Source organism: Burkholderia sp. YIM B11467, from assembly GCF_052952715.1.
In genome coordinates this window covers 116339-138685 of sequence record NZ_JBQVSQ010000008.1, presented here as the reverse complement: position 1 = coordinate 138685, position 22347 = coordinate 116339, and the positions used below count along the sequence as shown (strand labels likewise).

The 22347-nt window shown below is 69.2% G+C and carries 19 protein-coding genes and 1 pseudogene; 9 read left to right on the top strand and 11 right to left on the bottom strand.

What is annotated here, in order from left to right; genetic code table 11:
* Positions 1-57: 57 nt before the first annotated feature.
* The 3 genes from kdsB to lpxK form a co-directional block, all read right to left on the bottom strand.
* Entirely contained in the window at positions 58-849 is a 792-nt protein-coding gene (kdsB, locus tag ACTRWB_RS26085) for a 3-deoxy-manno-octulosonate cytidylyltransferase (RefSeq protein ID WP_048245146.1), read from the bottom strand.
* A 109-nt stretch (positions 850-958) separates the two neighbouring features.
* Complete coding sequence (locus tag ACTRWB_RS26080) at positions 959-1153, bottom strand: Trm112 family protein (protein ID WP_010090898.1); 195 nt, start codon at positions 1151-1153, stop codon at positions 959-961.
* Positions 1134-2162, bottom strand: a complete 1029-nt coding sequence (gene lpxK / locus ACTRWB_RS26075) for a tetraacyldisaccharide 4'-kinase (RefSeq protein WP_446903547.1) — start codon at positions 2160-2162, stop codon at positions 1134-1136. The genes ACTRWB_RS26080 and lpxK overlap by 20 nt, the downstream gene beginning before the upstream one ends.
* Positions 2163-2612: 450 nt before the next feature.
* Here lpxK and xseA point away from each other — a divergent pair, with 450 nt between their 5' ends.
* From xseA to ACTRWB_RS26060, 3 genes are all read left to right on the top strand, one after another.
* A complete protein-coding gene (gene xseA, locus ACTRWB_RS26070) occupies positions 2613-3995 on the top strand; it encodes an exodeoxyribonuclease VII large subunit (RefSeq protein ID WP_129512809.1) in 1383 nt (460 codons plus the stop codon).
* A 226-nt stretch (positions 3996-4221) separates the two neighbouring features.
* The gene (sodB, locus tag ACTRWB_RS26065) at positions 4222-4800 is read left to right on the top strand and encodes a superoxide dismutase [Fe] (RefSeq protein WP_011352986.1); all 579 of its coding nucleotides are present in this window, start codon (positions 4222-4224) and stop codon (positions 4798-4800) included.
* 232 nt (positions 4801-5032) lie between these two features.
* Positions 5033-5809, top strand: a complete 777-nt coding sequence (locus tag ACTRWB_RS26060; protein ID WP_446903546.1) for a short-chain dehydrogenase/reductase — start codon at positions 5033-5035, stop codon at positions 5807-5809.
* A 33-nt stretch (positions 5810-5842) separates the two neighbouring features.
* On the opposite strand, the gene ACTRWB_RS26055 is transcribed toward ACTRWB_RS26060, so the two are convergent.
* Positions 5843-6550, bottom strand: a complete 708-nt coding sequence (locus ACTRWB_RS26055) for a Crp/Fnr family transcriptional regulator (RefSeq protein ID WP_446903645.1) — start codon at positions 6548-6550, stop codon at positions 5843-5845.
* An 81-nt stretch (positions 6551-6631) separates the two neighbouring features.
* Between ACTRWB_RS26055 and ACTRWB_RS26050 the strand changes: the two genes are divergently transcribed.
* The 3 genes from ACTRWB_RS26050 (at position 6632) to ACTRWB_RS26040 (ending at position 8910) form a co-directional block, all read left to right on the top strand.
* On the top strand, positions 6632-7156 hold the full coding sequence (locus tag ACTRWB_RS26050) for an Mpo1 family 2-hydroxy fatty acid dioxygenase (RefSeq protein ID WP_446903545.1): 525 nt from the start codon (positions 6632-6634) through the stop codon (positions 7154-7156).
* Entirely contained in the window at positions 7149-8195 is a 1047-nt protein-coding gene (locus ACTRWB_RS26045) for a 2-dehydropantoate 2-reductase (RefSeq protein WP_446903544.1), read from the top strand. The genes ACTRWB_RS26050 and ACTRWB_RS26045 overlap by 8 nt, the downstream gene beginning before the upstream one ends.
* A 109-nt stretch (positions 8196-8304) precedes the next feature.
* Positions 8305-8910 carry a class I SAM-dependent methyltransferase gene (locus ACTRWB_RS26040; RefSeq protein WP_446903543.1) on the top strand — a complete coding sequence of 202 codons (606 nt, stop codon included), beginning with the start codon at positions 8305-8307 and terminating at the stop codon, positions 8908-8910.
* A 19-nt stretch (positions 8911-8929) separates the two neighbouring features.
* Here the strand turns inward: ACTRWB_RS26040 and ACTRWB_RS26035 are convergent, their stop codons facing one another.
* Entirely contained in the window at positions 8930-10204 is a 1275-nt protein-coding gene (locus tag ACTRWB_RS26035; RefSeq protein WP_129512804.1) for an EAL domain-containing protein, read from the bottom strand.
* A 179-nt stretch (positions 10205-10383) separates the two neighbouring features.
* Positions 10384-11820: a multidrug transporter subunit MdtD gene (gene mdtD / locus ACTRWB_RS26030; RefSeq protein ID WP_193098910.1), complete on the bottom strand. Its 1437-nt coding sequence runs from the start codon at positions 11818-11820 to the stop codon at positions 10384-10386.
* Positions 11821-12039: 219 nt separating this feature from the next.
* Here mdtD and ACTRWB_RS26025 point away from each other — a divergent pair, with 219 nt between their 5' ends.
* On the top strand, positions 12040-12363 hold the full coding sequence (locus ACTRWB_RS26025) for a DUF2917 domain-containing protein (RefSeq protein WP_446903542.1): 324 nt from the start codon (positions 12040-12042) through the stop codon (positions 12361-12363).
* Here ACTRWB_RS26025 and ACTRWB_RS26020 read toward each other — a convergent pair.
* A pseudogene (locus tag ACTRWB_RS26020) lies at positions 12336-13567 on the bottom strand (citrate/2-methylcitrate synthase). The gene ACTRWB_RS26025 and the pseudogene ACTRWB_RS26020 sit on opposite strands and share 28 nt — an antisense overlap.
* A 140-nt stretch (positions 13568-13707) precedes the next feature.
* On the opposite strand from ACTRWB_RS26020, the gene ACTRWB_RS26015 reads away from it, so the two are divergent.
* Positions 13708-15099: a CoA transferase gene (locus ACTRWB_RS26015; RefSeq protein ID WP_446903541.1), complete on the top strand. Its 1392-nt coding sequence runs from the start codon at positions 13708-13710 to the stop codon at positions 15097-15099.
* Positions 15100-15120: 21 nt separating this feature from the next.
* Here the strand turns inward: ACTRWB_RS26015 and ACTRWB_RS26010 are convergent, their stop codons facing one another.
* Complete coding sequence (locus ACTRWB_RS26010) at positions 15121-15867, bottom strand: GntR family transcriptional regulator (RefSeq protein ID WP_047898842.1); 747 nt, start codon at positions 15865-15867, stop codon at positions 15121-15123.
* A 166-nt stretch (positions 15868-16033) separates the two neighbouring features.
* On the opposite strand from ACTRWB_RS26010, the gene ACTRWB_RS26005 reads away from it, so the two are divergent.
* Entirely contained in the window at positions 16034-16879 is an 846-nt protein-coding gene (locus ACTRWB_RS26005; protein WP_446903540.1) for an aldo/keto reductase, read from the top strand.
* 27 nt (positions 16880-16906) lie between these two features.
* On the opposite strand, the gene ACTRWB_RS26000 is transcribed toward ACTRWB_RS26005, so the two are convergent.
* From ACTRWB_RS26000 to fusA, 3 genes are all read right to left on the bottom strand, one after another.
* Positions 16907-18550 carry a hypothetical protein gene (locus tag ACTRWB_RS26000; RefSeq protein WP_446903644.1) on the bottom strand — a complete coding sequence of 548 codons (1644 nt, stop codon included), beginning with the start codon at positions 18548-18550 and terminating at the stop codon, positions 16907-16909.
* A 289-nt stretch (positions 18551-18839) separates the two neighbouring features.
* Positions 18840-19850 (bottom strand): HoxN/HupN/NixA family nickel/cobalt transporter, encoded by a 1011-nt coding sequence (locus tag ACTRWB_RS25995; protein WP_446903539.1) that lies wholly within the window; start codon positions 19848-19850, stop codon positions 18840-18842.
* Between the two features lie 165 nt (positions 19851-20015).
* Complete coding sequence (gene fusA / locus ACTRWB_RS25990; protein WP_129512797.1) at positions 20016-22127, bottom strand: elongation factor G; 2112 nt, start codon at positions 22125-22127, stop codon at positions 20016-20018.
* Positions 22128-22347 lie beyond the last annotated feature (220 nt).

Genomic DNA, 22347 nt, shown 5'->3' with positions numbered 1-22347 from the left:
CAAGCGAGAACGCGCTGGTCACGGACGGCTCGCACAATCGCCTGATTATGCCACGGGTTATTTTGAACCCGGCTGAAAAAGGGCCTGCACGCGCGCGAGATCGGCCGGCGTGTCGATTCCGGCTTCGGGCGCTTGCTCGGTGATCAGCACTGCGATGCGCTCGCCATGCCAGATCGCGCGCAGCTGTTCGAGCTGCTCGGCCTGTTCGATCGGTGCCTGCGCGAGCGTCGGATACGTGCGCAGGAAACGCGCGCGATACGCATAGAGGCCGATGTGCCGGTAGACCGGAAACGCAGGGGCCGGCATGGCCGCGACGTCGGGCCAGTGCGGCTGATAGGCGTCGCGGCTCCACGGAATCGGCGCGCGCGAGAAGTACAGCGCGACGCTCTGCGCGTCGAGCGCGACCTTCACGACGTTCGGGTTGAACACGTCGGCCGCGGCGTGAATCGGGTGGGCGGCGGTCGCGATCGCGCACGCCGGATGCGCGGCGAGGTGCGACGCTACGTCGCGCACCAGCACGGGGTCGATCAGCGGCTCGTCGCCCTGTACGTTGACGACGACGGTGTCGTCGCTCCACCCGAACGTCGCCGCGACTTCCGCGAGCCGGTCGGTGCCGGACGGATGGTCGGCGCGCGTCAGCACCGCTTCGAAGCCGTGATCGCGCGCCGCGTCGAGCACACTCTGCGCGTCGGACGCGACCAGCACCTGCTGCGCGCCCGCTTCGCGCGCGCGCTCGGCGACGCGCACGACCATCGGCTTGCCGCCGAGATCGGCGAGCGGCTTGTTCGGGAGCCGCGTCGACGCGAGTCGGGCGGGAATGACGGCGATGAAGGGTTGCGGGTGAGTCATCGGGGGAGCGGTGAGAAGGTCGGGGCGGGCGGCGCGTCGGGAGCCGGCGCCCGGCGGGGTTCGGCGAGCCGGCCGCGGATGGGTCGCGGCCGGGGCGTCGTCGGGCGGCTTAGCGGCCGGCCGGGTCGACCGGCGTGCCTTCGACGGTCTGGCGCGCTTCGTCGACGAGCATCACGGGGATGCCGTCGCGGATCGGGTACGCGAGCTTGTCCGCGTTGCAGATCAGCTCCTGCGCGGCACGGTCATAGTGGAGCGGGCCTTTGCAGATAGGGCACACAAGGATTTCAAGCAGGCGAGCGTCCACGGAGTTTCTCCACAACGAGGGCAATGAGGCGAGGGTCGAGCGCGGCTTCGACGGGGACCACCCACAGTCGAGCGTCGCGCCAGGAAGCGCCCAATTTTACTGCATCCTTCTCGGTGATCAGGATCGCGTCGACGGCGTCGTCGACGAACGGATTGTCGGCGAACGCGTAGTGGTCGGGCAGCGCACGGGTTGCCGGCGCGAGACCGGCCGCGCGCAGCGTCGCGAAGAAGCGTTCCGGCGCACCGATGCCGGCCGCCGCGAGCACGCGTTCGTGCGCGAACTGCGACAGCGGGCGGCGCAGCGCGGGCTGGTCGAGGTGCCACGCGGCGCCCGGCGTGAGCGCGAGCGAATAGGTGTCGGGCCACGGCGGCAGCGTGCCGCTGTACGGGTCGTTGACGAGCGTCGCGTCGCGGTGCCGCGACAGCGGCTCGCGCAGCGGCCCGGCCGGCAGCAGGAAGCCGTTGCCGCCGAGCCGGTGGTCGAACACGACGAGCTCGACCGTGCGTGCGAGGCGGTAGTGCTGGAGGCCGTCGTCGCTGACGATCACGTCGACGTCCGGATGCGCGGCGCGCAGCGCCTGCGCGGCCGCGACGCGGTCGGGGCACACCCAGACGGGCGCGCCGGTGCGGCGCGCGATCAGCAGCGGTTCGTCGCCGGCCGCGCTCGCGCGCGACGCGGGCGTGACGGCGGTCGGCGCCGTCACGTTCGCGCCGTAGCCGCGCGACACGACACCCGGCGTGAAGCCGGCTGCCCGCAACGCGTCGACGAGCGCGATCACGGTCGGTGTCTTGCCGGTGCCGCCGACGGTCACGTTGCCGACCACGACGACGGGCACGCCGACGTCGACCGGCTTTTTCCAGCCCTGCGCATACGCGGTGCGCCGCAGCGCCGCGCACAGGCCGAACACGCACGCGAACGGCGTGAGCGCCCACGCGAGCGCGCCGCGCCGCTGCCATTCGCGTGTCAGGCGCGCTTCGAGCCGGGCGAGCGGGCCGCCGGGCGCGCTCATCGGGCCGGGCGCGGCGCGTGGTGCGCCGCGGCGTGGGACGGATTCGTCAAGGCGGATTCTCCGTTGGGCGGCGCATGCCGCGGGGTCTGCGGAAGGCGGCACTCTAGCGCGCCGCAGGCGGACGCGGCAAGCGCGACCGGCCGACGCAGCCTGCGGGGCCGGATCGCGGCGGCCTGTGGACAACTCTGTGAAAAACTCCCCGGTCGATCGCCTCAAACGCCCACCGGGCGGGCATCGAATCGGATGCGAATGATTTCGAAAGGTTTAAAAATCTATAAAAATCAATGTGTTATGACGAATTGTCTGGATTTTTGGGCGGTTTCAAAGCGTTTGAGCCGGACCGTTGCCAGAATGTGGACACCTTCCGCGCGTCGCGGCGAATGCGGCCGGCGCTGGACGTTACGCGCGTGTCGGACTATCGTGTCGCCGCCAGCATTCATCCGACCGCCCATGCCTTCCGACTCTCCTTTTTCCGCACCCGGCGCGACGCGCGGCGGTGACGAAGTGATTCCCGTTTCGGCGCTCAATCGCGCGATTTCGACGATGCTCGAGCGTTCGTTTCCGCTGCTGTGGATATCGGGCGAAGTGTCGAATTTCACGCGTGCCGCGAGCGGCCACTGGTATTTCTCGATCAAGGACCAGCAGGCGCAGATGCGCTGCGTGATGTTCCGCGGCCGTGCGCAATACGCGGAATTCACGCCGCGCGAAGGCGACCGGATCGAGGTGCGCGCGGTCGTCACGATGTACGAGCCGCGCGGCGAAGTGCAGCTCAACGTCGAGGCCGTGCGGCGCACCGGGCAGGGGCGCCTGTACGAGGCGTTCCTGCGGCTGAAGGCGCAACTCGAGGGCGAGGGGCTCTTCGCGCCCGAGCGCAAGCGGCCGCTGCCGGCCCACCCGCGCGCGATCGGCATCGTCACGTCGCTGCAGGCCGCCGCGCTGCGCGACGTGCTGACCACGCTCGCGCGCCGCGCGCCGCATATTCCGGTGATCGTCTATCCGGCGCCCGTGCAGGGCGCCGGTTCCGCCGAAAAGCTCGTCGCGGCCGTCCAGGCCGCGAATGCGCGGCGTGAGGTCGACGTGCTGCTGGTCTGCCGCGGCGGCGGTTCGATCGAGGATTTGTGGTCGTTCAACGACGAAGCGCTGGCGCGCGCGATCGCGGCGAGCGAGCTGCCGGTCGTCAGCGGCGTCGGGCACGAAACCGATTTCACGATCGCGGATTTCGCGGCCGACCTGCGCGCGCCGACGCCGACCGGCGCGGCCGAGCTCGCGAGCCCGCAGCGCGCGCTGCTGCTGCGCGAGGTCGACGAGCGCCAGCGTGCGCTCGCGCGCGGCATCGAACGCATGCTCGAACAGCGCGCGCAGCAGCTCGACTGGCTCGCGCGCCGGCTCGTGAGCCCGGCCGAGCGGCTGCAGCGGCAACGCACGCATGTCGAGCAGCTCGCGGTGCGGCTCGCGTCGGCGGCCTCGCGGCCGGTGCGCGACGCGCGCGCGCGGTTTGCGCTCGCGCAGCTGCGCTGGCAGCGCGCGCGGCCCGATCCGTCGCAGGCGCGCCAGGCGCTCGCGGGGCTGTCGCAGCGTCTCGCGGTTGCGTTGCAGCGCCGTCACGAACGCGACACGGCACGTGTGTCAGCCTGTGCGGCACGGCTCGAGGTGCTGAGCCCGCAGCGCACGCTCGAACGCGGTTATGCGGCGCTCATCGACGCGCAGACCGGCCGCGCGGTGCGCGCGCCGAGCGCGCTGAAGCCGCAGCGCCGCCTGACCGTGCATCTTGCCGAAGGCTCGGCCGACGTGTCGCTCGCTGACGTGCAGCCGCGCTTGACCGATACGATCTGAGCGGGCCGGCGTAAGCGAAACGCAGGTCCCGCAACGCATGCGCGAAGCACGGGAACGGATGCCGCGCATCGCCGGTTCGTCCTGCCGGACGATGCGCAAACATCGCTTTTCCGCATACCGCGGATAAATGGCCCGTGAGTTTGCGGGGTTATTCGTCCTCGCCTACAATCGGACGCTCGGCAGCATTCAACACAAGCCCCCCTACATACTCAACGAAGGAATCGCCATGGCTCATACGCTCCCGCCGCTCCCGTACGCTGAAGACGCACTCGCGCCGACCATCTCGCTCGAGACGATCCAGTACCACTACGGCAAGCATCATCAGGCTTATGTGACGAACCTGAACAATCTGATCCCGGGCACGGAATTCGAGAACCTGTCGCTGGAAGAGATCGTCAAGAAGTCGTCGGGCGGCATCTTCAACAACGCCGCGCAAATCTGGAACCACACGTTCTTCTGGAACAGCCTGTCGCCGAACGGCGGCGGCGCACCGACGGGCGCGCTGGGCGACGCGATCAACGCGAAGTGGGGCTCGTACGACGCATTCAAGGAAGCGTTCACGAAGGCTGCGGTCGGCACGTTCGGTTCGGGCTGGGCATGGCTCGTGAAGAAGGCGGACGGTTCGCTCGACATCGTGTCGACGAGCAACGCCGCCACGCCGCTGACGACCGCCGACAAGGCGCTGCTGACGATCGACGTGTGGGAACACGCGTACTACATCGACTACCGCAACGCACGTCCGAAGTTCGTCGAAGCGTTCTGGAACATCGTGAACTGGGACTTCGCAGCGAAGAACTTCGCGTAAGGTCCGTCAGGACACGCTGGAAACGGCGATCACGTTCGGCTATCCGAATGGGCACCGCCGCAGCCGGTCTGAAAAGCCTCCCTCGTGGAGGCTTTTTTATTGCCCGGAATCCGGCTGCGACGCGTCACGCGAAGGCCATCGACGTGAACGCGCGTTGACTTACGCTCGTCGACTTGCGGCGCGACGAACGACATGGCGGCAACCCCCAACGCATTCGAAAGGAGCATCGGCCATGAATCTGGAGCTTGACCGGAAACATGCGGTAATCACGGGCGGATCTCGCGGAATCGGCTACGCGTGTGCCGAGCGGCTGGCGGAAGAGGGCGCGCACGTCACGATCGTCGGCAGTCACGCGGCCACGGTGGATGCCGCGCTGCAGTTGTTGCGCGAGAAGCATCCGGGCCGCGTCGACGGTTTCGCGCTCGATCTGTCGATCGCGTCGAACAGTGATGTCCTGGGCCAGCGCATCGCAGACGCCGACATCGTGATCAACAACGCCGGCGCGATTCCCGGCGGCGGGCTCGACCACGTCGACGACGCGACATGGCGCTCGTCGTGGGACGTCAAGGTATATGGCTACATCAATGCGACGCGGCAGGCGCTTCCGGCGATGCTGGAACGAGGCTCGGGCGTGATCGTCAACGTGATCGGGATGGCGGGCGCCGCGCCCCGCTACGACTACATCTGCGGATCGATGGCGAACGCGGCGCTCATCGCGTTCACGCGCGCCACGGGCGGCCATACCGCGCGCAAGGGCGTGCGCGTCGTGGGCGTGAACCCCGGGCCGACGGAGACGGACCGGCTGGTTCGTCTTTACGAATCGCGCGCGGAGGCCCGGTTCGGCGATCGCGCGCGCTGGCGCGAGCTGCTGGCCGACTTGCCGTTCGGCCGGCCGGCCAAACCCGAGGAAATGGCGGATCTCGTCGCGTTCCTCGCGTCCGCCCGAGCGTCCTATCTGAGCGGGGTCGTGATCGATGCGGACGGCGGCGCGCAATACACGCACCAATAGGCCGGCGTGAAGCGGGCCGCCGGGCCGGCGACGTCAACGCGGCGTGTCGCCGAGCCCGCTCGCGCGGCGCAGCGCGTCGACGTCGACGAGCTCGATTTCCCCGACATGCAGGCGCACGACGCCGTCGGCCTGCAGTGCCTTCAGCAACTGGTTGGTGGTCTGTCGCGTCAGCGACAGCATCGATGCGAGAGTTTCCTGCGACAGCCGGACGCGCGTGCGCCCGGCGCTGATGCCGCCGTAGCCGTCGGCGATCATCAGCAGGCGGGCGGCGAGCCGCTGCGCGGCCGGCATCACGCTCATCGCTTCGACGGTCAGGAAGCTCAGGCGCAGCTTTTGCGCCATCAGCAGCGCGAATTGCCGCCAGTGTTGCGGCGTCGCGTCGAGAATCGCAAGCAGCGCGGCCTGCGGAACATGCAGCAGCAGCGCATCGTCGAGCGCGATCGCGTCGTGCGTGCGCGGCTGGCCGTCGAACAGCGCGATCTCGCCGAACCAGGTGACCGGCTCGGCCACCGTCAGCAGCGCTTCCTTGCCCTGCGGGTCGACCGCACCTATCGTGAGTGAACCGGCCAGTACCGCGTACAGCCCGCACGGCGGGTCGCCGCGCCGGAACAGCGCGTGGCCGGCCGGCAGGCGGCGCAGCGCCGCATGGGCGAGCAGGTCCGCGCGCAACGCGGGCGGCAGCGCGGCGAACCACGGGTTCGCTTCGATCTGCGGCAGGTAGGGGGCGAGCGACGAGGGCATGGGCACGCGATGTCGGGTAGCTGACAGAGGTTCTCGGGCGTGACGCGCATCATAGCGCTCAACGACCGACCAGGAGACGCCATGAAGACGCTCGAAGACCACCTTTCCCAGTATGCGGCCTACCATCGCGACGCGCGCAACATCGCGACGCATCTGGTCGGGATCCCGATGATCGTGTTCGCGGTCGAGGTGCTGCTGTCGCGGCCGGCGATCGGGATGCTGGCCGGCGTCGCGCTGTCGCCGGCGCTGCTGCTTGCGGTCGCGTTCGCGGTGTTCTACCTGCGTCTCGACCTGCGGTTCGGGATCGTGATGACCGCACTGTTTGCGCTCGGCCTGTGGGCCGCGCAGGCGATCGCATTGCTGCCGACCGCGCAATGGCTCGCGATCGGCATCGGCGCGTTCGTCGTCGGCTGGATCGTGCAGTTCGTCGGGCACTGGTTCGAAGGGCGCAAGCCCGCGTTCGTCGACGACCTGGTCGGCCTGATGGTCGGGCCGCTGTTCGTCGTCGCCGAAGTCGCGTTCTTCGCAGGGCTGCGCGGCGACGTGCGCCGTGAAGTCGAGCGGCGGGCCGGCCCCGTGCACGGCGGCGCGCACTCGCATGTCTGACGTGCCGGTCTGCGTGTTCGGCGCGGGCGCCGTCGGTTGTTATCTCGGCGGCCGGCTCGCGGCGGCCGGCGCGAACGTCACGCTCGTCGGCCGCGCGCGGATCGGCGACGCGATTCATTTGCACGGACTCACGCTGACCGACCAGCGCGGCTATCGCGCGACGCTCGCGCCGGCTGACGTCGCGTTCGCGATCGATCCGGCGGCCGCGGCTACCGCGCGCCTCGTGCTCGTCGCGGTGAAGTCGGCCGCGACGCGCGATGCCGCGGCGCAGCTCGCCGGCGTGCTGCGGCCCGGCACGGTCGTGATCAGCTTCCAGAACGGCCTGCACAACGCCGACGTGCTGCGCGACGCGCTGCCACAAGCGACCGTACTGGCCGGCATGGTGCCGTTCAACGTGATCGAGCGCGAGCCCGGCGCATTTCACCAGGGTTCGGCCGGTGCGCTCGCGGCCGACGCGTCGCCCGCGCTGCAACCGTTCGCCGGCGCATTCGCGCGTGCCGGGCTGCCGCTCGCGCTGCATTGCAACATGCCGGCCGTGCAGTGGGCGAAGCTGCTGCTCAACCTGAACAACGCAGTCAATGCGCTCGCGAACCTGCCGCTGCGCGACGAACTCGCGCAACGCGCGTACCGGCGCTGCGTCGCGCTCGCGCAGCGCGAAGCGCTGCACTGGCTGGCGCGTGCCGCGATCCGGCCCGCGCGGCTGACGCCGTTGCCAGCTGCGTGGATCCCGACCGTGCTCGATCTTCCCGATGCCGCGTTCCGCGTGCTTGGTGGCCGGATGCTCGCGATCGATCCGCTCGCGCGGTCGTCGATGTCCGACGATCTCGCGGCGCGCCGTGCGACGGAAGTCGAGTGGATCAACGGCGAGGTCGTGCGGCTGGCCGCACGCTTCGGTGCGCAGGCGCCCGTCAATGCGCGGCTGTGCGCGCTAGTCCACGACGCGGAAAGCGCCGCGGCGCGCCCGGCCTGGCGCGGCGATGCGCTGTGGGCCGAGTTGACTGCGCAGACGCCGCGCACGGGCGACGTGCGGGCCGCATAGCGGCGGGATTGACTCGCCGTCGCGCGGGTCGGGCGGCGCGACGTCACTTCAGCCGCGCAACGGCTAAGATGCGAGGTGCGCCATACGACGCCTATGCGGAGCAATCACCATGGTGGATCGCCCGACTCTCGACGCCTACGATGCCCATGCCGCGCAATACGCGCAGGACTGGCTCGACCAGGCCGCCCCCGACGACATGTACGCGCTGCTCGAACAGCATTTCTCGCCCGGACCGACCGCCGACGTCGGCTGCGGAGCGGGGCGCGACACGGCGTGGCTTGCTTCGCGCGGCTTCGACGTGCGCGGCTACGACGCGAGTGCTGCGCTGCTCGACGAGGCGCGGCGGCATCATCCGGAGCTGACCTTCGAACTGGCCGCGCTGCCGGCGCTGGCCGGCGTGCCGTCCGGCGCGTTTCGCAACGTGCTGTGCGAAACGGTCGTCATGCACCTCGAACAGGCGGACGCGTCGGCCGCCGCCGCGCGGCTGGCCGATCTGCTGATGCCGGGCGGCACGTTGTACCTGAGCTGGCGGGTGGCCGGAAACGGCGTGTTGCGCGACGAGCGCGGCCGCCTCTATACGCCGCTCGACTCGGCGCGCATGCATGCGGCGCTCGGCGCCGGCATACGCGTGATCGACGAGCATGAGGTCGTCAGCGCGTCGTCCGGCAAGCGCGTACACCGGCTGATCGTGCGCAAGGTGGCCGGCGCCGCGTGAATGCGGCGCGCCGGCGCGTTCATTCGCGGTTGAGCGCCGCTTCCCAGTTGATGTCGACGCAAAGCACCTGCATGCCGGTCGCGACGGGTGCCGCGATCGACGCGGTCACGCACAGGTGCGCCTCGTTGATCGACAGGTAGGGCGACGTCAGGTGCACGCGGCCCGGCGCGCGCATCGCGTCGATGAAGTACGGGCGGCGCTCCCAGCTCGCCCCCTCGGAATGCAGCAGCGGCCGGAAGCGCTTGGCGCGCTGCGAGACGCTGCCGCGTGCCAGCACGTTGTCGCCGATCTGACGGCCCGATGCGTCGAGCAGGAAGCAGCGCGCGGTTTCGGGCAGCCCGAGCACGGCGGCGGCCGCATCGGTGAGCGGCGCGCCCGCGCTGAGCTTCTGGCTCGCTTCCTCGAGCGCGGCGACGTACGGCGCGAGCCGTTCGGCCTGGGTGCGCTCGCGCTGCGCGACGCGCAGCCGCAGTGCGGCCGACAGCGTATCCATGCAGCCGGCGGCGGCCTGCGGCTGCACGGGGTCGACGCTCGGCCCCGCGAAATACTGGCCCTGCACGAAGTCGACGTCGCACTCGAGCGCGATCAGCGCGTCGCGCTCGGTCGCGAGCCCGCCCATCAGCACGAGCTGGCCGGATTCGTGCAGCAGCGACACGAGCCCCGGCAGCACGCGTTCGAGATGCGAGTGCTCACTCGCTTGCGCGAGGATGCCGCGATCGAGCGTGACGATGTCGGGATGCAGGTGCCACACGCGGTCGATGTTCGAATGCTTCGCGCCGAAGCCGACGAGCGCGATCAGGAAACCGGCCTTGCGCAGCCCGTCGACGATCGCCGCGTAGCGCGGCGTCTCGCCGCCCGCCTGTTCCGGTACCTCGAGCACCACGCGGTGCGGCGGCAGCCCGAGCGCTTTCAGGTTCGCGAGCAGCGCGTCGCCGTAGACGGTGTCCATCAGCGCGGCCGGATGCAGGCTCAGGAAGAGCCATTCGTCGTGGCTGTCGAACGCATGGAAGTTGCCGAGATGCAGCGATTCGGCGAGCCGGCCGAGCTCGAGCAGGTCGCCGCGCCGCGCCGCTTGCGTAAACACCTCGTGCGAGGCCACCTGGCGGCTTTCCTCGTCGTGCGCGCGCAGCGATGCGTGATAGCCGATCGCGCGGCGGTGCGACACGGAAAAAACGGGCTGGAACACGCTGAACACCGTGTAGCTGCCGTACAGCACGGTGCGCCGGTTCCCGTCGTCGCCGGCGACGGGGCGGGGCGGCTGAAAGCCGGGGGGATCGATGTCGATCATGCTCATGATGTCGGCCGAAGGAAGACTGCCAGTTTACCTAGAGAATAGGCGAGCAAGAAGCATGCACGACATCGTGCCCCGTGCGGCAGCCCGTCGCGGCCGTCACGCGGCGCATGGCGGGTGCATCGCAGGGGCGCGTTGCACCGTCGTGGTGCGCACCGTCCCGGTTCGGCGCGCGCCGCGCGTCACGCGCGTTCGGACGGATCGGTCTTGCGCGCGGTGCCGCGGATCTCGGGCGCGAGCTGCGCGAAGATCCACGCGGATGCGGCCGTGATGATCCCGACGCAGATGAACGTCGCGTGGAACGCGGGCAGCGTGTTGCTCGGCGTCACGGTGCGCAGCATGCCGGTGAACGTCGCGAGCAGCGCGCCCGCGACCGTGACGCCGAGGCTCATCGACAGCATCTGCACGAGCGAGAACAGGCTGTTGCCGCTGCTCGCGCCGCCCGTGCCGAGATCCTTCAGCGTCAGCGTGTTCATCGCGGTGAACTGCATCGAGTTGAAGCCGCCGAACAGCGCGAGATGCACGACCTTCACCCAGACGGGCACCGTGTCGCGCATCAGCGCGAAGCTCGCCATCATCACCCCGACCATGATCGTGTTCGCGAGCAGCACCTTGCGGTAGCCGTGCTGCGTGATCAGGCGCGTGATGATCCGCTTCGAGAACATCCCAGCGGCCGCTACCGGCAGCATCATCAGCCCGGCCTCGAACGCCGAGTAGCCGAGGCTCACCTGCAGCAGCAGCGGGATCAGGTACGGCATCGCGCCGCTGCCGATCCGCGCGAACAGGTTGCCGAGCAGCCCGACGCTGAACGTGTGGATCCTGAACAGTTCGAGCGAGAAGATCGGTTGCGGCGCGCGCACCGCATACAGCCCGTACGCAACGAAGCACGCGAGGCTCAGGATCAGCAGCACGAGCACGGCCGCGTGCTGCATCCCGAGATCGGCGAGCCCGTCGAGCGACAGCGAGATCGCGATCATGCCGATAGTCAGCAGCAGATAGCCCTTCAGGTCGAAGCGGCCGACGGCCGGGTTGCGCGAATCGGGCATCGAATAGAAGGTCGCGATGCAGCCCGCGACGCCGACCGGCACGTTGATCAGGAAGATCCAGTGCCACGACGCGATCTTCACGAGCCAGCCGCCGAGCGTCGGCCCGATCAGCGGGCCGATCAGGCCGGGAATCGCGACGAACGACAGCGCGGACAGGTAGCGTTCGGCCGGAAAGGTACGCAGCACCGCGAGCCGCCCGACCGGCAGCAGCATCGCGCCGCCGACCCCCTGCACGACGCGGAACGCGACGAGCTGCGTCAGCGTATGCGCGTTCGCGCACAGCAGCGAGCCGAGCGAGAACACCAGGATCGCGCTGAAGAACACGCGTCGCGTGCCGAACGTATCGGCGAGCCAGCCCGACACGGGGATCATCACCGCCATCGTCAGCGAGTACGCGATCACGACCGACTGCATCCGCAGCGGCGATTCGCCGAGGCTCGCGGCCATCGACGGCAGCGCCGTGTTGACGATGGTCGAATCGAGCGTCTGCATGAAGAAGCCCGTCGCAACGAGCCAGAGCATCACGGTGAGGTTCTTTTCGCCGGGGGCGACGGCGGGCGGGCGTTGGAACATGAAGGCGGGCGGTGGCGCGGGACAGCCGACATTGTAGGGAAAGCCGCCGCGCCGTGCAGGTTCGGCGCGGGGTGCGGCACCCGGCCCGCCGGCCGGCGGATGCCCGTCCGTTCACTGACCAGTACAGTTCAGCCGAAAGTGTCTGCAGGCGTATCTGTCCGTGTGCTGCCACTGTCCGAAATACTGGTGCCATCGAACCCGTGCGACCAGGAGGCTGCCATGCGTGAACTGCGACTTTACGTGATCGAAGGCGACGAGCCGGCCGGGCGGTGGCGGATCGTCGATCGCACCGCACTGCAGGTGGCCGATGGCGAAGCATGGGTGACGATCGAGGGCCGGCCCGACGATCACTGGCTCGGTGTCGGCGATTCGCTGACGTTCATGCCCGGCATGCGCGTGTGGGTCAGCGCGGGGCCGCACGGCGCGACGTTCGCGTTCGGTCCGCTCGCGGTGCCGGCCACGCGCGCCGCGCAGGCGTGGTGGCGGCCGCTCGTCGCGTGGCGCGACGGCCGCCGTCACGCGGCCGCGTCGCTGCCGACGTAGCGGGCCCGGGGCCGGATCAGCTTCCCGTCCGCGTACTGCTCGAGCGCGTGCGCGATCCAGCCGGCCGTGCGGCCGGCCGCGAACAGCGTGAACGCCGCGCCGTCCGGTAGCGCGAGGGTACGCTCCAGCACCGCGAGCGCGAAATCGATCGCCGGCCGCAGGCCCGTCGCCGCTTCGACGCGCGCGGCGAGCGCACGTGCCGCTTGCAGAGCGGGGCGGCCGGCGCCGCGGCGTGCAGCGCGTCGAGCAGCGCCAGCGCGCGCGGGTCGCCGTCGGGATAGAGCGGGTGCGCGAAGCCGGACAGTGCCGTGCGGCCGCCGTCCGCACGTTCGTCGTGCGCAAGCCGCAGCGCGAGGTAGCGGTCGAGGTCGGCGGCGCGGGCCGCTTCGTCGAGCAGCGTGCCCGCGCGGAACGTCTCGCCGCCATGGCGCGGTCCTGACAGCGCCGCGAGTCCGCCCGCGATCGCGCCGAACAGGTGCGTGCCGGTCGATGCGATGCAGCGCACCGCAAAGGTCGACGGATTCAGTTCGTGATCGGCGCACAGCACGAGCGCACGGCGCAGCAGGTCGACTTCGGCACGCCGCCGCACGCGCCACGCGGCGGCCAGCTGCCGGTGCACGGGCGTGTCGCCCGGCGCGATGCCGGCGAGCGCGGCCGTGGCGACACGCAGCAGCAGCGTGGCCGAATCGAGCTGCGCGTCGCGCCCCTGTGCCCACAGGCGCGGCAGCGATGCGGCCGCCGCGGGCAGCAGCACCAGCGTGCGTTCGAGCGGCGCGAGATGCGCCCAGCGGCGCGCCCAGTCGTCCCACTGCGCGGCGTCGAACCCGGTCGACGCGAGCGACGCGGCGGCGAGCCGTGCGGGCGGACAGTCCCAGAGCCTCGCGGCCGTTTCTTCGAGCGTCGCATCGTCGGCTAGCGCGATCGCATCGGCGCCGCGGTAGCGCAGGCGGCCGTCGGCGATCTGCGTGATGCGCGATTCGAGCACCGGCACGCCCCAGTCGAGCGAACGCTCGGCGACGCCGCCCGCGCGTTTCGCATCGGCGCCGCGGCGCGCGAGCAGGCGCACTTCCTCCGCGTCGTAGCAGCGGCGCTTGGTCGTGCCGTCGGGCAGCGAGCGCAGCAGGCCGCGGCTCACATACGCATAAAGAGTGCTCACGCTGATACCGAGGATGCCGGAGGCTTCCTGCGCGCTGAGGGAGGTCATGCCGATCGCTCCTGTCGGAGCGCATGAAGGGCGGCTCCGCTACAACTATTCGTTATGTATTGATTCGCGCAATCAAGATTGATCGCGCCTGTCGCGAATTCTAGACTCGATTTCGTCTCCACTACCGCACGCATCCCGCCATGACACCCGAACTCGCATTGACGCATCTGTGGCAACTCGCATACGGCGACCCCGACGCGCTCGCTCGCGCGACCGTGACGGGGCAGGACCCGACACTACCGTCGACGTTCCACGTCGGCACGCTCGCTGCCGCGACGATCGCGGCAGCCGGGCTCGCGGCGGCCGAATGCCATCGGCTTCGCACGGGCGTCGCGCAATCCGTCGACGTATCGGTGCGCGACGCGCTGGTCGCGTTCCGCAGCGAACGTTACCTGCGTGTGGACGACGGCCCGCCGCCGGAGCTGCGCCATCCGGTGACGGGCTTCTTCGAGACGGGCGACGGGCGCTGGATTCAACTGCACGCGAACTTCCCGCATCACCTGCACGGGATCCTCGACGTGCTCGGCTGCGGCGCGCAGCCGGCCGACGTCGCAGCGGCGATCCGCACGTGGGACGGCGCAGCGCTCGATACCGCGCTGGCCGAAGCCGGCCTGTGCGCGGCATTGATCAGAACACCTGAAGAATGGGCGGCGCACGAACAGGCGCGCGCCATCGCGTCACTGCCGCTGTTCGAGATCGAACGGATCGGCGACGCGCCGGTCGAGCCGATCGGCCGCGGCGAAGCCGGCCAGCCGCTCGCCGGCGTGCGCGTGCTCGATCTCACGCGCATCATCGCGGGGCCGGTCGCGGGCCGCACGCTGGCGTCGCACGGCGCGCAGACGCTGCTCGTCAACGGCCCGCACCTGCCGAACATCGCGCCGCTCGTGATCGACAACGGGCGCGGCAAGCGTTCGACATGGATCGACCTGCGCGACGCGGCGGGCGTCGATACGCTGCACGCGCTCGCGCGCGACGCGGATGTGTTCCTGCAGTCGTACCGGCCCGGCGCGCTCGCGGCGCGCGGTTTCGCGCCGCAGACGCTGGCGCAACTGCGGCCCGGCATCGTGTGCGTGTCGGTGTCCGCGTACGGGCACGCGGGGCCGTGGGCGAAGCGGCGTGGCTTCGACAGCCTCGTGCAGTCGGCGAGCGGGATCGCGTGGCAGGAGCAGCAGGCCGCGCATGCGGACGGGCCGCGCCATCTGCCGTGCCAGGCGCTCGATCATGCGACGGGCTATCTCGCGGCGTTCGGCGCGATGATCGCGCTCGCGCGCCGGGCACGCGAAGGGGGGAGCTGGCATGTGCGGCTGTCGCTCGCACAGACGGGGCGCTGGCTGCAGTCGTTCGGTGCGGTGCCGGACGGCCTGCATGCACCCGATCTCACGGCCGCCGATGTGCGCGACCGGATCGACCGCACGGCGTCGCCGTTCGGCATGATCGACGCGGTGCGGCCGGCCGAGCGGTTGTCGGCGACGCCGCCGTCGTTTGCGTGCCCGCCCGTGCCGCTCGGCACCGACGAGGCACGCTGGCTGTGAGCGCCGGCGGCGCGGTGGGCGTTACTTGCGCAACTCGACGACGAAGTCGTAGTAGTCGTTGCGGCAGTACGTATCGGTGAGTTCGATCGCGCGCTGGTCCGACGTATAGCCGATCCGCGTGATCAGCAGCAGCGCGTCGTGCGGCGCGATGCCCATCTGTTCGGCGATCTCGTCCGTCGCGTTGACCGCGCGGAAATGCTGGAGCGCGCGCACGATCGGCGTGCCGCGCGCTTCGAGATAGCTGTACAGCGAACCGCCGATCGCCTGTGGATCGGGAATCAGCGTGGCGGGGAACGTCGAGTTCTCGACGGCCATCACGATGCCGTCGGCGAGGCGCAGGCGTTTCAGGCGTGTAACCGATGCGGCGGGCGACAGCCCGAGCTGGATGACCTCGTCGCGGTTCGCGGGCTGGATCTCGCGCGCAATCCATTGCGAGCTCGGCTTGAAGCCGCGGCGTTCGAGCATTTCGCTGAAGCTCGACAGCCGCGACAGCGGATCCTCGTAGCGCGGCTGGATGAAGTTGCCCGCGCCCTGCGTGCGGCGGATCAAGCCCTGCTCGACCAGCAGCGCGATCGCCTTGCGCGCGGTGATGCGCGACACGCCGAGCGCGTCGGACAACACGCGTTCCGAAGGCAGCGCCTCGCCAGCCGTCCAGCGGTTGTCGTGGATCGCGTCACCGAGCTTGCGGGCGAGCTGCAGGTAGAGCGGCGTGTCGTTGTCGGGGTCGGGGCGCAGGTCCTGCCAGCGGTCGTCCGTGGGTGACTTCATGGGGTGGATATCGATCAGGTTGCGGCCATTCTAAGTCATCACGCGGCGCCGTTATAGCCGGTTTTTGCCGTGCAATAGGCGGCTGCGGTGCCGATTGACTACACTGATGCGTCGTATTCCATGCTTCGGCCGCGGTGCGCGGCCACGAATCCGCAACGAGGAACGCATGACAGACACGATCGCCACGGTCGTCCTGCCGGACGGTGAGACGATTTCGAAGCTCGGCCAGGGCACCTGGGAAATGGGCGAGCGGCCGGCCCGCCGCGCGGACGAGATCGCCGCGCTGCGCGAGGGCGTCAAACTCGGGATGACGCTGGTCGACACCGCCGAAATGTACGGCGACGGCGCGACCGAGACGCTCGTTGGCGAGGCGCTCGCGGGGCTGCGCGACGACGTGTTCCTCGTCAGCAAGGTCTATCCGCACCATGCGAGCCGGCGCGGTGTCGTCGCTGCGTGCGACGCGAGCCTCAAGCGGCTGCGTACCGATCGCCTCGACCTGTACCTGCTGCACTGGCGCGGCTCGGTGCCGCTCGCGGAGACGGTCGAAGGCTTCGAGACGTTGCGGCGCGCGGGCAAGATCCGTCACTGGGGCGTCAGCAACTTCGATACGGCCGACATGGCCGAACTCGTCGATGAGGCGGGCGGCGATGCATGCGCGACCAACCAGATCCTCTACAACATCGCGCGGCGCGGACCGGAATTCGACCTGCTGCCGTGGCTTGCCGAACACCGGATGCCGGCGATGGCGTACAGCCCGGTCGATCACGGGCGGCTGCCGAAGCGCTCGCCGCTCGACGAGATCGCGCGGCAGCGCGGCGTGTCGGTGATGCGCGTCGCGCTGGCGTGGGTGCTTGCGCAACCGGGTGTCTTCGCGATCCCGAAGGCGTCGCGAATCGAACATGTGCGCGACAACCGCGCCGCGCTCGATTTCGTGTTGAGCGATGATGAGCGCGCGCAGCTTGACGCGTACTTCCGTCCGCCGCGCAGCAAGCGCGCGCTCGAGATGCTCTGACCGCTCGCGGCCTGGCAACTCGCCAGGTCAGTGGTTGCCTCCGGACGATCCGCTGTTGCCGTGGCCGCCGCCATTGCCGTGGCCAGCGCCGTTGCCATTACCGACACCGTTAGCACCGCCATTGCCGGCGCCGCCACTGCCGTTGCCATTGCCATTGCCACCGCCGTTGCCGTGGCCGCCGGCACCACTGCCGTTACCGTGACCGCCGTTGCTGTTGCCACCGCTGTCACCGTGGCCATTACCGTCACCTTTGCCTTGGCTGCCGGTGTTGCCGTGCCCGTTGCCATCACCGTTGCCATGGCTGCCGGCGTTGCCGTGGCCATTGCCATCACCGTCGCCATGACTGCCGGCGTTGCCATGGCCATTGCCATCACCGTTGCCATGGCTGCCGCCGTTACCGTGGCCGTTGCCATCACCGTTGCCGTGGCTGCCGGCGTTGCCGTGGCCATTACCGTCGCCATGACTGCCGGCGTTGCCATGGCCGTTGCCATCGCCGTCGCCATGGCTGCCGCCGTTGCCGTGGCCATTGCCATCACCGTCGCCATGGCTGCCGCCGTTTCCGTGGCCATTGCCATCACCGTTGCCATGGCTGCCGCCGTTGCCGTGGCCGTTGCCATCACCGTCGCCGTGGCTGCCGCCGTTGCCGTGGCCGTTGCCATCACCGTCGCCGTGACCACCGCCATTGCCGTGACCACCACCATCACCGTCGCCGCCGTGGCCACCATGTCCGCCATGGCCTCCGCTGCCCGAGGTACTGCCACCCGAAGTGCCGCCACCGGAAGTACCGCCACCGGAAGTACCGCCACCGGAAGTACCGCCACCGGAAGTGCCGCCACCGGAAGTGCCGCCACCCGAAGTACCGCCACCGGAAGTACCGCCACCGGAAGTACCGCCGCCTGAAGTGCCGCCACCGGAAGTGCCGCCACCGGAAGTGCCGCCACCGGAAGTGCCGCCACCGGAAGTACCGCCACCGGAAGTACCGCCGCCTGAAGTGCCGCCACCGGAAGTACCGCCGCCTGAAGTGCCGCCGCCTGAAGTGCCGCCACCGGAAGTGCCGCCACCCGAAGTACCGCCACCCGAAGTGCCGCCACCCGAAGTGCCGCCACCCGAGGTGCCGCCACCCGGGGTACCGCCACCCGAGGTACCGCCACCTGAGGTACCGCCACCTGAGGTACCGCCACCCGAGGTACCGCCACCTGAAGTGCCGCCGCCCGAGGTGCCGCCCCCTGAAGTACCACCACCGGAGCCACCGTTCCCTCCGCGGCCGGTGCCGCTGGTACCGCCGGACGTTGCGCCGGTTGATCCGCCGACGCCAGCAGGTCCGACAGCACCGTTCCCGCTGTTTCCGCCGGTGCCGTTGCTGTTGCCGCCGCCGCCGCTGCTGCCGTTACCCGTCCCGCCACCACTGCCGCTCGCACCGGCTCCGTTACCGCCGCCGCCACCGCCCGCATAGACGTGCGCCGCGCACGCAGCCGGATTGGCGGCGCACGACGAAGCGTCTTCGACCACCATCATGATGGTGTCCGCGCTGGTGTCCGCATTGGCTGCGGAGTCGGGCGCAGCGTCCTGCGCAATGGCATACGAGCAGCAGCACGCGAACGCGGCTGCGGCCATCAAGGTCGCGCGATAGCACCGTCCCGCCGCGCGGAACGGCTGTCTTGTCTTGAGCATCATGGCCTCCCCATGCGCGCGATGCCTCGTAGCCGCGCGGCTAATTACGTGTGGTGCAGGGGGCCAGCAAAGATTCGTTGTCCTGTCGGCGGCCGATTGCCCTCGGACTGGCGCGTGAAGCCAGCCGCGAACGCGGATCGGCACGCGGGCCCGCCGTGCGAATCCCTATCTGCGAGATTCGTGCCACCGGCCGCTTATGCCCGTGGCGCAAGGCGAGCGCATGCCCGCGACGGCGCATGCAACGTCGTCGCGGGTGTTTTGTTTCCGAATTGAAACGTCTGAACGATGCTCAGCGTGCGGGCGCGTCGGCCGCGCGTTGCCAGCGGTGGAACAGGATCGATGCGATCCAGCAGACGAGAAACAGTGCGACGATGCCGTAGCCGATCGAGCCGAAGCGTTCGCCGAGTGCGTCGAGCGCGTCGCGCACGGGGCCCGTCAGCGCCAGCTTGTCGGCCAGCAGGCCGGCCGCCTCGATCCCGCCGATCGCAAGCGCGACGGCCGCCGACACGAACGTGATGCTCGCGTTGTAGAGCAGCTTGCGCTGCGGATCGTCCATCGCCCAGCCGTACGCGTGAATCATCAGCACGTTGTCGGTCGAGTCGATCAGCGTCATGCCGGCGGTGAACAACGCGGGAAACAGCATGACCGTATACACCGGCAGCCCCTGGCTCGCCTGCGCGGCCGCAATCGCGAGCAGGCCGATTTCGGTTGCAGTATCGAAACCAAGGCCGAACAGCACGCCCACCGGATACATGTGCCAGCTCTTCGATACGAACCGGAACAGCGGGCGCAGCAGCCGCGACACGAGTCCGGCCGGGCGGTGCGCATGCGCGTCGTCGTGCGCGTGCGCCGGCGCGCCGCGATAGCGCCGCCATACGTCGCGCAGGATCATCAGGTTCACGCACGCGAGCACGAGCAGGAAGGTCGCCGACACCGCGGTGCCGATCGTGCCGCCGATCTCGCGGAACGCATCGAAGCGGTCGCGCAGCGCGAACGCGGTCAGCGCGATGCCGAGCGTCGCGGCGATCACGATCGTCGAATGGCCGAGCGAGAAGAACAGGCCGACGGAAACCGGCCGCTGGCCGTCCTGCATCAGCTTGCGGGTCGCGACGTCGATCGCGGCGATGTGGTCGGCGTCGACCGCATGACGCAGCCCGAGCCCGTATGCGATCGCCGCGGTGCCGAGCAGCAGCGGATGGTCGTGCAGCACCGCGAGCGCCCACAGCCAGACGGCGACGTTCGCGGCGATCAGGCCGGCATAGAGGGTCAACAGGCGGCGCAGGGCAGGGGTGGGCGGCATCGGGACGGTTCCATCTGACGAATCGCGAGGCATTGTGGCATGCGAAAAAAACGCCTGGCATGCCGATCAAAAATGCCGCGCGTGGCCCGCATCGATCCGTCCGGATGACGAAAAAAAGCCCGTCCGGAACCGGACGGGCCTGTGGCTGGGCGCGAGCCCCGGCGCTTACTTCGTCTTCGCGTTGATCACGCCTTCCGATACGTTGGCCGGCGTTTCCGCGTAGTGCTTGAACTCCATCGAGTAGGTCGCGCGGCCCTGCGTCGCCGAACGCAGCGACGTCGAATAACCGAACATCTCGGCGAGCGGCACTTCGGCGCGCACGAGCTTGCCGCCGCCGCCCGCGATGTCTTCCATCCCCTGCACGATGCCGCGCCGGCTGGACAGGTCGCCCATCACGTTGCCCATGAAATCCTCGGGCGTCTCGACCTCGACGGCCATCATCGGCTCGAGCAGCACGGGCTTCGCGCGGCGCATCGCTTCCTTGAACGCCATCGAGCCGGCCATCCGGAACGCGTTTTCGTTCGAGTCGACGTCGTGGTACGAACCGAACGTCAGGTGCACCTTCACGTCGACGACCGGGTAGCCCGCGAGTACGCCGCTCTTCAGCGTTTCGGTGATGCCCTTGTCGACGGCCGGGATGAATTCGCGCGGAATCACGCCGCCCTTGATCTCGTCGAGGAACTCGTAGCCCTTGCCCGGATTCGGCTCGAGCGTGATCACCGCGTGCCCGTACTGGCCACGGCCGCCCGACTGCTTGACGAACTTGCCGTCGACATCGGCCGCCGTCGTGCGCACCGTCTCGCGATACGCGACCTGCGGCTTGCCGACCGTCGCTTCCACGCCGAATTCACGCTTCATCCGGTCGACCAGGATTTCGAGGTGAAGCTCGCCCATCCCCGAGATGATGGTCTGGCCGGACTCTTCGTCGGTCTGCACGCGGAACGACGGATCTTCCTGGGCGAGGCGGTTCAGCGCGAGGCCCATCTTCTCCTGGTCGGCCTTCGTCTTCGGCTCGACGGCCTGCGAGATCACCGGCTCCGGGAATTCCATCTTCTCGAGGATGATCGGCTTGGCCGGATCGCACAGCGTGTCGCCCGTCGTCGCTTCCTTCAGGCCCACGGCCGCCGCGATGTCGCCCGCGCGCACTTCCTTGATTTCCTTGCGCTCGTTCGCATGCATCTGCAGGATCCGGCCGAGCCGTTCCTTCTTGTCCTTCGTTGCGTTGAGCACCGTGTCGCCCGATTCGACGACGCCCGAATACACGCGGAAGAAGATCAACTGGCCGACGAACGGGTCGGTCATGATCTTGAACGCGAGCGACGAGAACGGCTCGTCGTCGCTCGGATGACGTTCCGCCGGCTTTTCCGGATCGTGGAAGTCGTGGCCGAGGATCGCGGGCACGTCGACCGGCGACGGCAGGTAGTCGATCACCGCGTCGAGCATCGCCTGCACGCCCTTGTTCTTGAACGCGCTGCCGCACAGCATCGGCACGATCTCGTTGGCGACCGTGCGCTTGCGCAGCGCGGCCTTGATCTCGTCCTCGGTCAGCGATTCGTGGTCGTGCAGGTATTTCTCGAGCAGTTCCTCGCTCGCTTCCGCCGCGGCCTCGACCATCTTCTCGCGCCATTCATGCGCGAGCTCGACGAGGTTCGCGGGGATCTCCTCGTACGCGAACTTCACGCCCTGGCTTTCGTCGTCCCACACGATCGCCTTCATCTTCACGAGATCGACGACGCCCTGGAAATGATCTTCCGCGCCGATCGGAATCTGGATCGGCACGGCGACGCCCTTCAGGCGCTCGCCGATCTGCCGCTGCACGCGGAAGAAGTCGGCGCCGACGCGGTCCATCTTGTTGACGAACGCGATGCGCGGCACCTTGTACTTGTTCGCCTGGCGCCACACGGTTTCGGACTGCGGCTGCACGCCGCCGACCGAGTCATACACCATGCACGCGCCGTCGAGCACGCGCATCGAGCGTTCGACCTCGATCGTGAAGTCGACGTGCCCGGGCGTGTCGATGATGTTGATCCGGTGTTCCGGATAGTTGCCGGCCATGCCCTTCCAGAAGGCCGTGGTGGCGGCCGACGTGATCGTGATGCCGCGTTCCTGCTCCTGCTCCATCCAGTCCATCGTGGCCGCGCCGTCGTGCACTTCCCCGATCTTGTGGCTCACGCCGGTATAAAACAGGATGCGCTCGGTAGTCGTGGTTTTGCCGGCATCGATGTGAGCGCTGATCCCGATATTGCGATAGCGCTCGATGGGGGTTTTGCGGGGCACGTGAACCTCCTGGTGGTTCGGATCGTAAGCGGGACGGCTGGGCCGGCCCGGGCTTGAACAAGCGAGACTTAAAGCATAGCGCTTGCGCGTGGCTTTTGCAGATGCGGCCACAGCCGGCGGAATCAAGGCGGGCGCCGCCGTGAAAGGGCGAAAAAAAAGCCGGCGCGCAACGGGCGGCCGGCTTCGGTCGGTTCGCGGCGCAAGGCCGCGGCGATCGCCG

What these genes read in the sequence shown, in the direction of transcription:
- kdsB (WP_048245146.1), bottom strand. Translation starts at nt 849, where the DNA reads ATGACTCACCCGCAACCCTTCATCGCCGTCATTCCCGCCCGACTCGCG.
- lpxK (WP_446903547.1), bottom strand. Translation starts at nt 2,162, where the DNA reads ATGAGCGCGCCCGGCGGCCCGCTCGCCCGGCTCGAAGCGCGCCTGACA.
- xseA (WP_129512809.1), top strand. Translation starts at nt 2,613, where the DNA reads ATGCCTTCCGACTCTCCTTTTTCCGCACCCGGCGCGACGCGCGGCGGT.
- sodB (WP_011352986.1), top strand. Translation starts at nt 4,222, where the DNA reads ATGGCTCATACGCTCCCGCCGCTCCCGTACGCTGAAGACGCACTCGCG.
- ACTRWB_RS26060 (WP_446903546.1), top strand. Translation starts at nt 5,033, where the DNA reads ATGAATCTGGAGCTTGACCGGAAACATGCGGTAATCACGGGCGGATCT.
- ACTRWB_RS26055 (WP_446903645.1), bottom strand. Translation starts at nt 6,550, where the DNA reads ATGCCCTCGTCGCTCGCCCCCTACCTGCCGCAGATCGAAGCGAACCCG.
- ACTRWB_RS26050 (WP_446903545.1), top strand. Translation starts at nt 6,632, where the DNA reads ATGAAGACGCTCGAAGACCACCTTTCCCAGTATGCGGCCTACCATCGC.
- ACTRWB_RS26045 (WP_446903544.1), top strand. Translation starts at nt 7,149, where the DNA reads ATGTCTGACGTGCCGGTCTGCGTGTTCGGCGCGGGCGCCGTCGGTTGT.
- ACTRWB_RS26040 (WP_446903543.1), top strand. Translation starts at nt 8,305, where the DNA reads ATGGTGGATCGCCCGACTCTCGACGCCTACGATGCCCATGCCGCGCAA.
- ACTRWB_RS26035 (WP_129512804.1), bottom strand. Translation starts at nt 10,204, where the DNA reads ATGAGCATGATCGACATCGATCCCCCCGGCTTTCAGCCGCCCCGCCCC.
- mdtD (WP_193098910.1), bottom strand. Translation starts at nt 11,820, where the DNA reads ATGTTCCAACGCCCGCCCGCCGTCGCCCCCGGCGAAAAGAACCTCACC.
- ACTRWB_RS26025 (WP_446903542.1), top strand. Translation starts at nt 12,040, where the DNA reads ATGCGTGAACTGCGACTTTACGTGATCGAAGGCGACGAGCCGGCCGGG.
- ACTRWB_RS26015 (WP_446903541.1), top strand. Translation starts at nt 13,708, where the DNA reads ATGACACCCGAACTCGCATTGACGCATCTGTGGCAACTCGCATACGGC.
- ACTRWB_RS26010 (WP_047898842.1), bottom strand. Translation starts at nt 15,867, where the DNA reads ATGAAGTCACCCACGGACGACCGCTGGCAGGACCTGCGCCCCGACCCC.
- ACTRWB_RS26005 (WP_446903540.1), top strand. Translation starts at nt 16,034, where the DNA reads ATGACAGACACGATCGCCACGGTCGTCCTGCCGGACGGTGAGACGATT.
- ACTRWB_RS26000 (WP_446903644.1), bottom strand. Translation starts at nt 18,550, where the DNA reads ATGCTCAAGACAAGACAGCCGTTCCGCGCGGCGGGACGGTGCTATCGC.
- ACTRWB_RS25995 (WP_446903539.1), bottom strand. Translation starts at nt 19,850, where the DNA reads ATGCCGCCCACCCCTGCCCTGCGCCGCCTGTTGACCCTCTATGCCGGC.